Raw genomic sequence first — 15,986 nt, forward strand, 5'->3', positions numbered from 1 at the left:
TCCCAGCATTCCGCGAATGGCCAGAACTGGTCGTTCATGGATGCTCGCCCTGCTGCGCAGGGTATGTACGACCCCCGCAACGAGCGCGACGCCTGTGGCGTCGGATTCGTGGCCACCCTCACCGGAGAGGCGAGTCACGCGCTGGTCGAGCAGGCGCTGACTGTTCTGCGCAACCTCGAACACCGCGGCGCCACCGGCTCCGAGCCCGACTCCGGCGACGGCGCGGGCATCCTCTCCCAGGTCCCCGACGCCTTCTTCCGCGAGGTGGCCGGTTTCGACCTTCCCGCGGCCGGCTCCTACGCGGTAGGCATCGCCTTCCTGCCGGAGAACGGCACCGAGGACGTCGTCTCACGGATCGAGACGATCGCGGCCGAGGAGGACCTCACCGTCCTCGGCTGGCGCGAGGTCCCCGTCGCCCCCGAACTGCTCGGCGCCACCGCCCGGTCCACCATGCCGTTCTTCCGCCAGCTCTTCGTCGCCGCCGGCACCGCCGAGGGCATCGCGCTCGACCGCAAGGCCTTCGCGCTGCGCAAGCGTGCCGAGCGGGAGGCCGGCGTCTACTTCGCGTCCCTGTCCGCCCGCACCATCGTCTACAAGGGCATGCTGACCACCGGCCAGCTCGAGCCCTTCTTCCCGGACCTGTCCGACCGCCGCTTCGCCTCCGCGATCGCGCTCGTGCACTCCCGGTTCTCCACGAACACCTTCCCGTCGTGGCCGCTCGCGCACCCGTACCGCTTCGTCGCGCACAACGGTGAGATCAACACCGTCAAGGGCAACCGCAACTGGATGCGCGCCCGCGAGTCCCAGCTCTTCTCCGACCTGTTCGGCGGGAACGACAAGGCCATCGAGCGCATCTTCCCGGTGTGCACCCCCGACGCCTCCGACTCGGCGTCCTTCGACGAGGTGCTGGAACTGCTGCACCTGGGCGGCCGCTCGCTGCCCCACTCCGTGCTGATGATGATCCCGGAGGCGTGGGAGAACCACGACTCCATGGACCCGGCCCGGCGCGCCTTCTACCAGTTCCACTCCACGATGATGGAGCCCTGGGACGGCCCGGCCTGCGTCACCTTCACCGACGGCACCCAGGTCGGCGCCGTGCTCGACCGCAACGGCCTGCGCCCCGGCCGCTACTGGGTCACCGACGACGGCCTCGTCGTCCTCGGCTCCGAGGTCGGCGTCCTCGACATCGACCCCGCCAAGGTCGTCCGCAAGGGCCGCCTGCAGCCCGGCCGCATGTTCCTCGTGGACACCGCCGAGCACCGCATCATCGAGGACGACGAGATCAAGGCGTCCCTCGCCGCCGCGCAGCCCTACGCCGACTGGCTGGAGGCCGGCGAGATCGAGCTGGGCGACCTGCCCGAGCGCGAGCACATCGTGCACACCCACGCCTCGGTCACCCGCCGCCAGCAGACCTTCGGCTACACCGAGGAGGAACTGCGCGTCATCCTCGCCCCGATGGCCCGCAGCGCCGCCGAGCCGATCGGCTCCATGGGCACCGACAGCCCGATCGCGGCCCTGTCCGAGCGCCCGCGGCTGCTCTTCGACTACTTCACCCAGCTCTTCGCGCAGGTCACCAACCCGCCGCTGGACGCGATCCGCGAGGAACTGGTCACCTCCCTGCGCAGCGCGCTGGGCCCGCAGGGCAACCTGCTCGACCCGACCGCCGCCTCCTGCCGGTCCGTCGTGCTGCCCTTCCCGGTCATCGACAACGACGAGCTGGCCAAGCTCATCCACATCAACGCCGACGGCGACATGCCCGGCTTCAAGGCCGCGACCCTCTCCGGCCTGTACCGGGTCTCCGGCGGCGGCGACTCCCTCGCCGCCCGCATCGAGGAGATCTGCGCCGAGGCCGACGCCGCCATCGGCAACGGCGCCCGCCTGATCGTCCTGTCCGACCGGCACTCCGACGCCGAGCACGCGCCGATCCCGTCGCTGCTGCTCACCGCGGCCGTCCACCACCACCTCATCCGCACCAAGCAGCGCACCCACGTGGGCCTGCTGGTCGAGGCCGGCGACGTCCGCGAGGTCCACCACGTCGCCCTGCTCATCGGCTACGGCGCCGCCGCCGTCAACCCGTACCTGGCGATGGAGTCGGTCGAGGACCTGGTCCGCGCGGGCACCTTCCTGTCGGACATCGAGGCCGAGCAGGCCATCCGCAATCTGATCTACGCCCTCGGCAAGGGCGTGCTGAAGGTCATGTCCAAGATGGGCATCTCCACCGTCGCCTCCTACCGCGGCGCCCAGGTCTTCGAGGCCGTCGGCCTCGACGACGCCTTCGTGGAGAAGTACTTCAACGGCACCGCCACCAAGATCGGCGGCGTCGGCATCGACGTCATCGCCAAGGAGGTCGCCGCCCGCCACGCCAAGGCCTACCCGGCCTCCGGCATCGCTCCCGCGCACCGCGCGCTGGATATCGGCGGCGAGTACCAGTGGCGCCGCGAGGGCGAACCGCACCTGTTCGACCCGGAGACGGTCTTCCGCCTGCAGCACTCCACGCGCTCCGGGCGCTACGACATCTTCAAGAAGTACACCGACCGGGTGAACGAGCAGTCCGAGCGCCTGATGACGCTGCGCGGCCTGTTCGGCTTCACCTCCGGCCGCACCCCGGTCCCCCTCGACGAGGTCGAGCCGGCGAGCGAGATCGTCAAGCGCTTCTCCACCGGCGCCATGTCGTACGGCTCCATCTCCAAGGAGGCGCACGAGACCCTCGCCATCGCCATGAACCAGCTCGGCGGCAAGTCGAACACCGGTGAGGGCGGCGAGGACCCGGAGCGCCTGTACGACCCGGCGCGTCGCTCGGCGATCAAGCAGGTCGCCTCCGGCCGGTTCGGCGTGACCTCCGAGTACCTGGTCAACGCCGACGACATCCAGATCAAGATGGCCCAGGGCGCCAAGCCCGGCGAAGGCGGCCAGCTGCCCGGCCACAAGGTCTACCCGTGGGTCGCGAAGACGCGTCACTCGACGCCGGGCGTGGGCCTCATCTCCCCGCCGCCGCACCACGACATCTACTCCATCGAGGACCTCGCCCAGCTCATCCACGACCTGAAGAACGCGAACCCGCAGGCGCGGATCCACGTCAAGCTGGTCTCCGAGGTCGGCGTCGGCACCGTCGCGGCGGGCGTGTCCAAGGCGCACGCGGACGTGGTGCTGATCTCCGGCCACGACGGCGGCACCGGCGCCTCCCCGCTGACCTCGCTCAAGCACGCCGGCGGCCCCTGGGAGCTGGGCCTCGCCGAGACCCAGCAGACCCTGCTGCTCAACGGCCTGCGCGACCGCATCGTCGTGCAGACCGACGGCCAGCTCAAGACCGGCCGCGACGTCGTCATCGCCGCGCTGCTCGGCGCCGAGGAGTTCGGTTTCGCGACCGCGCCGCTCGTCGTCTCCGGCTGCGTCATGATGCGCGTCTGCCACCTGGACACCTGCCCGGTCGGCATCGCCACCCAGAACCCGGTGCTGCGCGAGCGCTTCGCCGGCAAGGCCGAGTACGTGGTGAACTTCTTCCGGTTCATCGCCGAGGAGGTCCGCGAGATCCTCGCCGAGCTGGGCTTCCGCTCCATCGAGGAGGCCGTCGGCCACGCCGAGGCGCTCGACGTCACCCGGGCCGTCGACCACTGGAAGGCGCAGGGCCTGGACCTGGAGCCGCTGTTCCACGTGCCGGAGCTGCCCGAGGGCGCCGTCCGCCACCGGATCGTCGGCCAGGACCACGGCCTGGAGAAGGCCCTGGACAACGAGCTGATCAAGCTCGCCGCCGACGCGCTCGCCGCCTCGGACGCCACCGAGGCACAGCCGGTGCGCGCCCAGGTCGCCATCCGCAACATCAACCGCACGGTCGGCACCATGCTCGGCCACGAGGTGACGAAGAAGTTCGGCGGCGCGGGCCTGCCCGAGGACACCATCGACATCACCTTCACCGGCTCCGCGGGCCAGTCCTTCGGCGCTTTCCTGCCGCGCGGTGTCACCCTCCGCCTGGAGGGCGACGCCAACGACTACGTCGGCAAGGGCCTGTCCGGCGGCCGGATCGTGGTCCGTCCGGACCGCGCGGCCGACCACCTCGCCGAGTACTCGACCATCGCGGGCAACACCATCGGCTACGGCGCCACCGGCGGCGAGCTGTTCCTGCGCGGCCGCACCGGTGAGCGGTTCTGCGTCCGCAACTCCGGTGCGCTGGTCGTCTCCGAGGGCGTGGGCGACCACGGCTGCGAGTACATGACCGGCGGTCACGCGGTCGTCCTCGGCCCGACCGGCCGCAACTTCGCGGCGGGTATGTCCGGCGGCATCGCCTACGTCATCGACCTCGACCGCGACAACGTCAACGCCGGCAACGCCGCGGCGGTCGAGGCGCTGGACGACACGGACAAGCAGTGGCTGCACGACGTCGTGCGCCGCCACGCCGAGGAGACCGGCTCCACGGTCGCCGGGAAGCTGCTCGCCGACTGGGACACGGCCGTGCAGCGGTTCAGCAAGATCATCCCCAGCACGTACAAGGCAGTGCTCGCCGCCAAGGACGCCGCCGAGCGAGCCGGTCTCTCCGAGACCGAGATCACCGAGAAGATGATGGAGGCGGCGATCAATGGCTGACCCGAAGGGCTTCCTGAACCACGGCCGCGAGGTCGCCAAGACCCGTCCCGTCGGTGAGCGCGTCAAGGACTGGAACGAGGTCTACGTCCCCGGCTCCCTGCTGCCGATCATCAGCAAGCAGGCCAGCCGGTGCATGGACTGCGGCATCCCGTTCTGCCACAACGGCTGTCCGCTGGGGAACCTGATCCCCGAGTGGAACGACTACGCCTACCGCGAGGACTGGTCGGCCGCCTCCGACCGCCTGCACGCGACCAACAACTTCCCGGAGTTCACCGGTCGCCTCTGCCCGGCCCCCTGCGAGTCGGCGTGCGTGCTCGGCATCAACCAGCCGCCGGTCACCATCAAGAACGTCGAGGTCTCGATCATCGACAAGGCGTGGGAGACCGGGGACGTCGCCCCGCAGATCCCCGAGCGCCTGTCCGGCAAGACCGTCGCCGTCATCGGCTCGGGCCCGGCGGGTCTCGCCGCCGCCCAGCAGCTCACCCGGGCCGGCCACACGGTCGCCGTGTACGAGCGCGCGGACCGCGTCGGCGGACTCCTCCGCTACGGCATCCCCGAGTTCAAGATGGAGAAGCGGCACATCAACCGCCGCATCGAGCAGATGCGCGCGGAGGGCACCCGCTTCCGCACCGGCGTCGAGATCGGCCGCGACCTGAACGCCCGCGACCTCAAGAAGCGCTACGACGCGATCGTCATCGCCGCCGGCGCCACCACCGCCCGTGACCTCCCGGTCCCCGGCCGCGAGCTCAAGGGCGTCTACCAGGCGATGGAGTACCTCCCCCTGGCCAACAAGGTCCAGGAGGGCGACTACGTCACCACGCCGATCTCGGCCGAGGGCAAGCACGTCGTCGTCATCGGCGGCGGCGACACCGGCGCGGACTGCGTGGGCACCGCCCACCGCCAGGGCGCGGCCTCCGTCACCCAGCTCGAGATCATGCCCCGCCCGAACGACGAGCGGCACCCGACGAACCAGCCCTGGCCGACCTTCCCGATCCTGTACAAGGTCACCTCGGCGCACGAGGAGGGCGGTGAGCGGATCTACTCCGCCTCCACCACCCACTTCGAGGGCGACGAGGACGGCAACGTCCAGTGGCTGCACCTGGCCGAGGTGGAGTTCGTCGACGGCAGGCTGACCTCGAAGCCGGGCACCGAGCGGAAGATCCCCGCCCAGCTCGTGACCCTCGCGATGGGCTTCACGGGCACCGACCGGGACAACGGCCTGGTCGAGCAGTTCGGCCTGGAGCTGGACGAGCGCGGCAACATCGCCCGCGACGCCGCCTTCCAGACCAACGTGCCGGGCGTGTTCGTCGCCGGTGACGCGGGCCGCGGCCAGTCCCTGATCGTCTGGGCGATCGCCGAGGGCCGCTCGGCCGCCCGCGGCGTGGACCGCTTCCTGACGGGCGCCAGCGACCTGCCGGCCCCGATCCGCCCGACGGACCGCGCGCTGGCGGTCTGACGGGCCCACCGAGAACGTCCCGTACAACGGCGTACGGGCGGGACCTCTGGGGGATATCCCCCGGACCCCCGCGACGGCGCCCGCCCACCTGTCCCCGACCGGACTCCTGGGCGGGCGCCGTCGCACGTGAGGCCGCCCCGCCGGCTAGGGCACCCGGTACGTCTCCCCGTACACCTGCCAGGTCAGCGGCGTGCGCAGCTCCAGGTTGCCCTCGCGCAGGAACCGCCGCTGGGCGGTGTCGACGCGAGTGGTGTCGATGGTGGAGCTCCTGCGCCTCATGGCCTCGCGGCGGACGTCCAGGAACACGTCGAGGTACGCGCGCTCGCCGCCGCCCCGGGACGGGGAGCCGGCCTTCCGCAGGGCACGTTCGCGCAGCCCGTAGAAGCCGTCGCGCCCGGTGCCGGGGCCGTGGAAGACCATCGCGTCGTAGTAGACGAACTGACCCAGCGTGCCCAGCCCGTCGAGCTTGGCGAGGCGGACGGCCGGGTCGAAGTACACGCGGTCGCGCTCCTCCTCCTGCGCCGCCCGGAACGCCGGGAGCTTCGCCTCCGCTTTCCAGGCCGCGGTGAAACCCGGGTCGAGCCCCTGGTGGGAGCCGGTGCCGTCGACCTTCCGCAGGGCCGGCAGATACGGCGCGAGACCGTTGCCGGGACGGGCCTTCGTGTACCGCTCGACCAGGGTGAGCAGGTCGTGCGTGCCGGTGCAGAAACCGATGATGCCGGCGGTGTAGCCCCGCCCGTCGCCGATGTCCTCGATGTAGCCGTAGGAGCCGCGCCAGTCGAGCGTGGAGTTCTCCGCGCTCGCCACGATCCGCTGCGCCAGCTCCTTCTTGGCCGGCGCCGCCAGGCCCGGCGGCGCGTCCGCGATGGCCTCCTCGTCCCGGGCCCGTTCCGACTCGGCCCGTGACTTGGCGTCCTGGCGCTCCCGCTGCACGGCGGAGATGTGCTTGTCCTTCGCGTCCGAGGAGCCGGAGGAGCCGGCGCCCAGACCGTAGACCACCGCCGCGACGGCGATCGGAGCGGCCGCGAGCAGCAGGATCCCGGTTCGTCTCATGACAGGTTCCGTCTCTTCATGGCAGTCACCGTACGGCCCGGATCAGGCCGCCCCTCCCATGAGCTCCGGTTGCACGGCGAGCGACGACACCCTGACCCCGACCAGCACCACCAGCAGCACCAGCAGCGCCACGCACGCGCCCGCCTGCACCAGCGTGCGCCGGTCCCGGGGCGCGTAGGCGTACGCCAGCGTCACCGCCCCGCCGGCCAGCAGCCCGCCGAGGTGCCCCTGCCAGGACGTCATCCAGGCGGAGACCACCAGCCACACCAGCAGGCCCGTCATGTACTGGTTGACCGCCCGCCGGTCGTAGCCGAGGCGGCGGCCCATGACGTAGTACGCGGCGCCCAGGCCGAAGACGGCGCCGGACGCGCCGACCGTGCGGGTCTCCGGGGCGAGCAGCAGCACCAGCACCGAGCCGCCCAGTGCCGACAGCAGGTACAGGGCGAGGTAGCGGACCCGGCCGAGCTGCGCCTCCACCACCCGGCCGACGTTCCACAGCGCCAGCATGTTGAACAGGATGTGCGTGATGCCGAACGCCCCCTCGGCGGGCGTCAGATGCAGGAACGCGCCGGTCAGCAGCCGGTACCACTCGCCGTGCGCGACCCCCTGGGGCAGATAGCCCGGCGGTGTCGCGCCCAGCATGTCGAACCGGTACTCGACCGAGGGCCGGGCCAGCTCGGCGAGGTAGGCGAGCACGTTCAGCCCGATCAGGACGTAGGTGACCACCGGCACCGCGCTGATCCGGCCGCCGAACGCCGTCCGCGCCTGCCGCACCGAGCGCGCCCCCTCCTTCACGCACTCCACGCACTGGTGGCCGACGGCGGCCTCCCGCATGCAGGACGGGCAGATGAAGCGGTCGCAGCGGGTGCAGCGCACGTGCGACTCCACCTTGGGGTGACGGAAGCACGTGGTCACGGCGGACTCGGCGGTCACGGCCGGCTCCTTGGAAGGTCACGGGGACGGGACGGGCCGGTGGGGACGGCGGCGAACAAAATAGCGAACCGCTGTGACGTGAGCGACACCAGGGGGAGATGATCACGCAGGCTCGGCCGCCTGCCGGAGCCGAGGACGACGGGCCCGCCCCCTCAGCCCGGCCGCTCCCCGCCCGGCTGCCGCCTCGCCTGGCCGCTTCCCGCCCGGCTGCCGCCTCGCCTGGCCGCTTCCCGCCCGGCTGCCGCCTCGCCCGGCCGCTCCCCGCCCGGCCGGGCCGCCGCCCGGCCGCCCCGCCGGGCCGGGGCCCTACGTGTCGCACTCCAGCACCGTTCTGCACAGTCCGCACCGGGCCCGTACCCGGCCCTTGACCGGCAGCCGGATCCGCTGCAGACACGTGGGGCAGGGGAACGACACCCGCAGGTGGCCGTCGGGGCCGGGATCGGCGGTGAAGGCGTACCCCCCGGCCGGCCGGCCGCCCGACGCGTGGCGGCGGTCGTGGGCGTAACGGCGCCGGCCCGCCCAGCCGGCCCCGGTCAGCGGCGGCTGCTGCCCGTCCCGGACGGCCAGCTCCCTGCCCCTGACGTACGCCGAGTACGCCTGCGGACTGGTGAACCACACCGACGGGTCCTCCTGGAACAGCAGCGCCCGCTTGGCGAGGACGTAGCCGAACTCCTCCGGGGTGAGGTAGCCCAGCTTCTGCGAGGACACCCCGTCCTCGCGGAAGGCGTCCAGCAGCAGCCAGCCCGCGCCCAGATAGGCCGCCACCGTGTCCGTCAGGATCTCGTTCTCCGCCGTCGTCGCGAACGACAGGTCCAGACGGTGCAGATAGACATGGGTCACCTCGTGGGCGAGCGCCGCGCCGATGTCCCCGCGATGGGTGCGGAAGCGGTCGTTCAGCTCCACGAAGTACTCCGGACCCGCCGCCAGTTCCACGGTGGCCGCGTGCGTCATCTCCCGGAAACCGACGACCAGCCGCGCATCCGGCAGCCTGAAGTGCCGCACGATCTCCCGGGCCACCCGCTGCGCGCCCAGATGCAGGTCGTCGGTGTCACAGAAGGCCACGTCCGCCGGGACCACACTGGCCGAGAACGTCCGGACCGTCTCGTACGACAGCCGTCTGTACAGCGCGGTGACGGCGGCCCGCACCGTCTCCAGATGCGGGAAACCGTGCTCGACCGGTCCGCCGTTCGCCACGCGCGACCCCCAATGACGCCCGGAACCCCCCTCCACTGTAGGCGGGCGCCCGCCCGGCCGCCCGTGCCGGCGCGGCCCACAGTGATCGCATGCTGGTCACCGCGTGATCGCGGGGCCGCGCCGCCCTTAGGGTTGACCGCCATGACCATCAGCAACACCGGAACCGGTGACGTCGACCCCGCGGTCCGCCAGGAGCTGGAGCGGCTGCGCGACAGCATCGACAACATCGACGCGGCCGTCGTCCACATGCTCGCCGAGCGCTTCAAGTGCACCCAGCAGGTCGGCCGGCTCAAGGCCGGCCACCGGCTTCCGCCCGCGGACCCGGCCCGCGAGGCCCGGCAGATCGAGCGGCTGCGCCGCCTCGCCGAGAGCGCCAAGCTCGACCCGGCCTTCGCCGAGAAATTCCTCAACTTCATCATCGCCGAGGTGATCCGGCACCACGAGTCCATCGCCGGGGACACGGTCGGCGGACAGAGCGCCGCGACCGGCTGACGCCCGCTCCGGCACCCGCCGGCGCGGGCGGCGCGGGGACGGCGGTACGGGGCGCGACACCGGACATATGCCGTGTACCGATCCGCCTCTGTCCGCCGCGGAAGCCATCAGGCAGCATGGCCTGCATGTCCGTCATCACGCGCGACGAAGCGCAGCTCCGAGCACAGCTCCTCGACGTCCACCGCTACACGGTCGAACTCGACCTCACGACCGGGGACGAGACCTTCGACTCCCGCACCGTGATCAGGTTCACCGCGCGGTCCGCCGGGGACACGTTCGTCGAGCTAAAGCCCGCCTCCTTGCGCACCGTCACCCTCGACGGACAGTCCCTCGACCCGCAGACCCTCGACGGCAACCGGCTGCCGCTGCCCGGCCTCACCGCGGGCGAGCACGAACTGCGCGTCGACGCCGCCATGCGCTACTCCCGCACCGGCGAGGGCATGCACCGCTTCACCGACCCCACCGACGGCGAGACCTACGTCTACACGCAGATGTTCCTCGACGACGTCCAGCGCGTCCTCGCCGCCTTCGACCAGCCCGACCTGAAGGCCGTCTTCGAGCTCACCGTCACCGCGCCCGAGAACTGGACCGTCCTCGCCAACGGCGTCACCGAGCACCTCGGCCAGGGCCGCTGGCGGGCCGCCCCCACACCGCCGATCTCCACCTACCTCGTCGCCGTCGCCGCCGGTCCCTGGCACACGCGCCGCACCGAGCACCGCGGCCTGCCCTTCGGCATCCACTGCCGCCGCTCCCTCGCCCCCTACCTCGACGCCGACGCCGACGAGATCCTCGACGTCACCCGCGCCTGCTTCGACCGGTACCACGAGAAGTTCGAGGAGCCCTACCCCTTCGACTCCTACGACCAGGCGTTCGTGCCCGAGTTCAACGCCGGCGCCATGGAGAACCCCGGCCTGGTCACCTTCCGCGACGACTTCGTCTTCCGCTCCGCCGTCACCGACACCGAACGCCAGACCCGCGCCATGGTCATCGCCCACGAGATGGCCCACATGTGGTTCGGCGACCTCGTCACCCTCAAGTGGTGGGACGACATCTGGCTCAACGAGTCCTTCGCCGAGTACATGGGCTACCAGACCACCCTGGAAGCCACCCGCTTCACCCAGCCGTGGGTCGAGTTCGGCGTCACCCGCAAGGCCTGGGGCTACGACGCCGACCAGCGTCCCTCCACCCACCCGGTCGCCCCCGACGCCGTCGACGACACCGCCGCCGCCCTGCTCAACTTCGACGGCATCTCCTACGCCAAGGGCGCGTCCGCCCTGCGCCAGCTCGTCGCCTGGCTCGGCGAGAAGAACTTCCTCGCCGGCATCAACATCCACTTCGAACGGCACCGGTTCGCCAACGCCACCCTCGCCGACTTCATCGACTCCCTCGCCGCGGCCACCGACCGCGACGTGCCCGCCTGGGCCGACGCCTGGCTGCGCACCACCGGGGTCGACACCCTCACCCCGCGCGTCGCCGCCGCCGACGGCACCTGCGCCCTCACCGTCGACCGCGCCGGCAGCCGCCCGCACCGGGTCACCGTCGGCCTCTACGACCACGACCTCACCGACGAGGGCCGGCTCACACCCCGCGAACAGCTCGGCGTCGACGTCCCGCAGAGCACGCCGCAGCCCATCGGCAAGCTACCCGCGCTGGTCCTCGTCAACGACGGCGACCTGACCTACGCCAAAATCCGCTTCGACGCAGAGTCCTTCGAAGCGGTCCGCGCCGGCCTGTCCGGACTGCCCGACCCCCTCACCCGCGCGGTGGTCTGGAACGCCCTCAGGGACGCCGTGCGCGACGGCGAACTCCCGCCCGGCGCGTACCTCGAGGCGGCCCGCACCCACCTGCCGCTCGAAACCGACCTCGCCCTCGCACAGGGCGTCCTCGCCTTCGCCGCCCACGAGGTCACCGACCGCTACCTGCGCCCCGAGGACCGCCCGGCCGCCCTCGCCACCCTCGGCTCCCTCTGCCGCGACCTGCTGCGCCGCACCGAGGACGGCGACAACCCCGGCCTGCGCCTGATCGCCGTACGCCACTTCATCGACGTCGCCGCCCACCCCGACACCATCGCCGCCTGGCTCGCCGAAGACACGGTCCCCGGCGGCCCCGAACTCGACCCCGAGCTGCGCTGGCGCATCCTCGGCCGGCTCGCCGTCCTCGGCGCCACCGACGAGGCCGCGATCGCCGCCGAACTCGAACGCGACCCCTCCGCCAGCGGCCAGGAGGGCGCCGCCACCTGCCGCGCCGCACTGCCCGACCCGCAGGCCAAACGCGCCGCCTGGGACGCGATGTTCGCCACCGACGACCTCTCCAACTACCTCTTCACGGCCACCGCTCGCGGCTTCTGGCAGCCCGAACAGGCAGACCTCGTAAGGGAATACGTGCCCCGCTACTACCAGGACGCGGTCCCGCTCGCCGCCCGCCGCGGCCCCGCCATCGCCTCCGCCGCCGGCCGCTGGGCCTTCCCGTACCACGCGGTCGACGCGGAGAACCTCGCCCTCGGCGAGGCCTGCCTGCGCGACGCGGAACCCGTCGCCGCCCTGCACCGCAGACTCGTCGACGAACTCGACGACCTGGCCCGCGCCCTGCGCGTCCGGGGCGAGTAACACCCGGCCCACGGCGACCCGGACGGCGCGCCGCCCCCGCTCACCTCGGAAGCGGGGGCAGCGCGCCGCCCCCGGCGGATCCCGCCGCACCGGCGGACCGGCCGCCGCTCACCCCCCGCTCACCCCCCGAGCACCCGCAACTCCGCCCGCCGCACCCCCGCTTCACGCCGCCCGGCACGCCGGTTGCCCACCGCGCCGCCCGCCTCGACCACGGCGCCCAGGGAGAAACCGAGCCGCTCCAGGAACCCCTCACCGCAGCGCCAGCCGGCCGGCACCGTCGCCGTGACCAGGAACACCCCGCCCGCACGCGCCAGCAGGGACTCCGCCAGCGCACGGCCCAGCCCCCGCCCCCGCGCCCAGGGCGCCAGCAGGAACAGGCCCACCGCCACCGCACCCGGCTCCGGATGGTCCCGCACCGCGTCCACCAGACCCGCGACCACCCCGTCCCGCTCCAGCACCAGCAGCACCTTGTCCTCGGGGCTCGCACCCTCCGGCAGCGCGTAGAACAGGCCCTGCACATCACCCGGCCCCGACGGCAGCCCCGTCGCCGCGACGAACCAGTCCTCGCACTCCTCGAACAGCGTCAGCAACGGCACCTCGTCCCGCGGACCGGGCTCACGCACCACCACCCGCTCACCGGGCACCTCGATCATCCACGCATCGACCATCCGACCGACGTTAGCCGCGGCGCCCCCGGCGCTCCACCGCTCCAACGTGTTTTCCCCGTACGGCAGTACCCACCTCCCGGTCCCGGTCGTTGAGCCTCCGGGAGCGGTGGACCGCCTCCCGGACGAGCCGGACGTCACCGGACGCGAACGCTCACCCCGGCGACCCCGCCGCCCGCCGCCACCGCCCCGCCGCCCGCACCACCGCGAACCCAGGACCGCCCGTCCGTCCCGTGCCCCCGGAGGAGAGCCCATGAGCCTGCCGCCCCTCGCCTCGGGACCCGACGGCCCCGCCGCCCTGCGCCCCCTCCTCGACACCGTCCTCGAAGCCCTCGCCACCGGCGGCCGGACCCGCGGCGGACCACTGCCGGCCGGCGGCCCCGGCACCGTCACCGCACGGATGACCGCGGCCCTCGGTGACGACGTCCTGCCCGAGGACCCCGACCCCGACGCCCTGCGCACCCTCGTACACGCCCTCGCCGAGGGCGCCGCCGACCCCGCCCACCCGCTCTGCGCCGCCCACCTGCACTGCCCGCCGCTCGCCGTCGCCACGGCCGCCGACCTCGCCGCCAGCGCCCTCAACCCCTCACTGGACTCCTGGGACCAGGCCCCCGCGGCCTCCGCCCTGGAAGCCCAGGTCACCCACGCCCTCGCCCGGCTCGTCGGCCTCGCCGACGCCCTCGTCACCACCGGCGGCACCGAATCCAACCAGCTCGCCCTGCTCCTCGCCCGCGAAACCCACGGCGGCCGCCTCCGGCTGGTCTGCGGCGCCAACGCCCACCACTCCCTGCCCCGCGCCGCCTGGCTGCTCGGCCTGCCCGACCCGGTCGTCGTCCCCACCCCGCGCGGCACCCTGGACCCGGCAGCCCTCCACCACGCCCTCACCGCCCACCCCGGCCCCCTGCTCGTCGCCGCCACCGCCGGCACCACCGACGCCGGACTCATCGACCCACTGCCCGACATCGCCCGCCTGTGCGCCGCCCACGGCGCCCGCCTGCACATCGACGCCGCCTACGGCGCCTGCCTCGCCTTCAGCGACCGGCACCGCCACAAGCTCGCCGGCCTGGAAGCCGCCCACACCGTCACCCTCGACCTGCACAAACTCGGCTGGCAGCCATCCGCCGCCGGACTCCTCGCCGTGGCCCGGCCCCACGAACTCACCGCACTCCACCACCACGCCGACTACCTCAACGCCGGCGACGACACCGAAGCGGGCCTGCCCGACCTGCTCGGCCGCTCCCTGCGCACCACCCGCCGGCCCGACATCCTCAAGATCGCCGTCACCCTCAGGACCCTGGGCCGCACCGGGCTCGGCACCCTCGTCGACCAGGTCTGCGCCCACGCCCACGAGTTCGCCGCCCTCGTCCAGCGGCACCCCGGCCACGAGCTGAACGGCCCGCCCGTCATCAGCACCGTCCTCTTCCGGCCCGCGGGCGCCCCCGACGACACCGTCGCCGCCGTACGCCGCCGCCTGCTCCACCAGGGCCGGGCCGTCCTCGGACGGGCCCGCGCCGACGGGCGGCTCTGGCTCAAGGCCACCTTCCTCAACCCCCACACCCGGCCCCACGAACTGGCCGCACTCCTCGAACTCGCCGAAGGAGCCACCCCCGGATGACCCGCCCCCCACACCCTGAGCCCGGCACCCCCCGCGACCTCGTCGGCATCGGCATCGGCCCCAGCAACCTCTCCCTGGCCGCCCTCGCCCACCCACTCGCCGAACTCGACACCGTCTTCTACGAACAACGCCCCCGCTTCGACTGGCACCCCGGCCTGCTCATCGACGGCGCCACCCTCCAAGTGCCCTTCCTCGCCGACCTGGTCACCCTCGCCGACCCCACCAGCCCCTGGAGCTTCCCCAACTACCTCAAGAACCACGAACGGCTCTTCCCGTTCTACTTCGCCGAACGCTTCCACATCCAGCGCGCCGAATACGACGCCTACTGCCGCTGGGTCTCCCGGAACCTGCCCGGACTGCGCTTCCACCACCAGGTCGACGCCGTCCGCTGGAACCCCGGACACGACGTCTTCGAAGTCGACCACACCCGCCTCGACACCCCGGCCGGCACCCCGGCCCACGGCCGCACCCGCGCCCGCAACATCGTCCTCGGCATCGGCACCGCCCCCCACGTACCCGAAGCCCTGCGGCCACTGGCCGAAGCGCCCGGCGTCCCCGTCATCCACGCCGCCGACTACCTCCGGCACCGCGCCACCCTCCTCACCGCCGGCCACATCACCGTCGTCGGCTCCGGACAGTCCGGCGCCGAAGTCTTCCTCGACCTGCTGCGCCACCGCCCCGCCGGCCAGGAGAGACTGCACTGGATCGGCCGCACCGAAGCGTTCGCCCCCATGGAGTACTCCAAGCTGGGCCTCGAACACTTCACCCCCGACTACACCCGCTACTTCCACGCCCTCGCCGAACCCGTCCGCGACCGGCTCGTCCCCGCCCAATGGCAACTGCACAAAGGCATCGACGCCGACACCCTCGCCGCCATCCACGACGAGCTGTACCGGCGCACCCTGAACGGCGGCTGGCCCGACGCCGTCCTCACCCCCGGCGTCCGCGTCCGCACCGCCGGCCGCATCACCGCCGGCCAGATCGAACTCCACCTCGAACACCTCCAGCAGGGCACCCGCACCCGGCTCACCACCGACGCCGTCGTCCTCGCCACCGGCTACCGCGAACGCCCACTCGACGCCGTCCTCGCCGCACTCGACCCCTACCTGCGCCGCGACGACAGCGGACGCCCACGCATCGACCAGGAGTACCGCCTCCTCCTCGACCCCTGCGTCACCGGCTCCGTCTACGTCCAGAACGCCGAACTGCACACCCACGGCGTCGGCGCCCCCGACCTCGGCCTCACCGCCTGGCGCAGCGCCACCATCCTCAACTCCCTCACCGGCAAGGAGCAGTACCCCCTGCCCACCCGCACCGCCTTCACCACCTTCGGACTCCAGCCCCCCGCCCCCCGCACCGCTCCCACCGGACAACCGGCCCCGCCCATCGGCTGA

10 protein-coding genes are annotated in these 15,986 nt (G+C 72.6%); 6 read left to right on the forward strand and 4 right to left on the reverse strand.

The features are described from left to right. Positions 1-63: 63 nt before the first annotated feature. Positions 64-4,578 (forward strand): glutamate synthase large subunit, encoded by a 4,515-nt coding sequence (gene gltB / locus ACFQ9Z_RS26005; RefSeq protein WP_383023197.1) that lies wholly within the window; start codon positions 64-66, stop codon positions 4,576-4,578. Next, positions 4,571-6,034 (forward strand): glutamate synthase subunit beta, encoded by a 1,464-nt coding sequence (locus tag ACFQ9Z_RS26010; RefSeq protein ID WP_383023199.1) that lies wholly within the window; start codon positions 4,571-4,573, stop codon positions 6,032-6,034. Before gltB ends, ACFQ9Z_RS26010 begins: the two co-directional genes overlap by 8 nt. A 144-nt stretch (positions 6,035-6,178) precedes the next feature. Here the strand turns inward: ACFQ9Z_RS26010 and ACFQ9Z_RS26015 are convergent, their stop codons facing one another. The 3 genes from ACFQ9Z_RS26015 to ACFQ9Z_RS26025 all read right to left on the reverse strand — a co-directional run bounded on the left by ACFQ9Z_RS26015 (position 6,179) and on the right by ACFQ9Z_RS26025 (position 9,214). Further along, the gene (locus ACFQ9Z_RS26015) at positions 6,179-7,087 is read right to left on the reverse strand and encodes a chitosanase (protein ID WP_383023201.1); all 909 of its coding nucleotides are present in this window, start codon (positions 7,085-7,087) and stop codon (positions 6,179-6,181) included. A gap of 42 nt (positions 7,088-7,129) precedes the next feature. Next, complete coding sequence (locus tag ACFQ9Z_RS26020; RefSeq protein WP_383023204.1) at positions 7,130-8,020, reverse strand: rhomboid family intramembrane serine protease; 891 nt, start codon at positions 8,018-8,020, stop codon at positions 7,130-7,132. Between the two features lie 306 nt (positions 8,021-8,326). After that, positions 8,327-9,214 carry a hypothetical protein gene (locus ACFQ9Z_RS26025; RefSeq protein WP_383023206.1) on the reverse strand — a complete coding sequence of 296 codons (888 nt, stop codon included), beginning with the start codon at positions 9,212-9,214 and terminating at the stop codon, positions 8,327-8,329. A 141-nt stretch (positions 9,215-9,355) separates the two neighbouring features. Here ACFQ9Z_RS26025 and ACFQ9Z_RS26030 point away from each other — a divergent pair, with 141 nt between their 5' ends. Together ACFQ9Z_RS26030 and pepN are read left to right on the forward strand one after the other, a co-directional pair. Further along, positions 9,356-9,706 (forward strand): chorismate mutase, encoded by a 351-nt coding sequence (locus ACFQ9Z_RS26030; protein WP_383023208.1) that lies wholly within the window; start codon positions 9,356-9,358, stop codon positions 9,704-9,706. 125 nt (positions 9,707-9,831) lie between these two features. After that, the gene (gene pepN, locus ACFQ9Z_RS26035) at positions 9,832-12,312 is read left to right on the forward strand and encodes an aminopeptidase N (RefSeq protein WP_383023210.1); all 2,481 of its coding nucleotides are present in this window, start codon (positions 9,832-9,834) and stop codon (positions 12,310-12,312) included. A gap of 119 nt (positions 12,313-12,431) precedes the next feature. On the opposite strand, the gene ACFQ9Z_RS26040 is transcribed toward pepN, so the two are convergent. Next, positions 12,432-12,980 (reverse strand): GNAT family N-acetyltransferase, encoded by a 549-nt coding sequence (locus ACFQ9Z_RS26040; protein WP_383023212.1) that lies wholly within the window; start codon positions 12,978-12,980, stop codon positions 12,432-12,434. Between the two features lie 250 nt (positions 12,981-13,230). On the opposite strand from ACFQ9Z_RS26040, the gene ACFQ9Z_RS26045 reads away from it, so the two are divergent. Both ACFQ9Z_RS26045 and ACFQ9Z_RS26050 read left to right on the forward strand, forming a co-directional pair. Beyond that, positions 13,231-14,592, forward strand: a complete 1,362-nt coding sequence (locus ACFQ9Z_RS26045; protein ID WP_383023215.1) for a pyridoxal phosphate-dependent decarboxylase family protein — start codon at positions 13,231-13,233, stop codon at positions 14,590-14,592. After that, positions 14,589-15,986, forward strand: coding sequence for a lysine N(6)-hydroxylase/L-ornithine N(5)-oxygenase family protein (locus ACFQ9Z_RS26050; protein ID WP_383023217.1), 1,398 nt, complete (start codon positions 14,589-14,591; stop codon positions 15,984-15,986). The genes ACFQ9Z_RS26045 and ACFQ9Z_RS26050 overlap by 4 nt, the downstream gene beginning before the upstream one ends.

This window comes from Streptomyces sp. NPDC056580 (genome assembly GCF_042793175.1).
Lineage (GTDB): Bacteria > Actinomycetota > Actinomycetes > Streptomycetales > Streptomycetaceae > Streptomyces.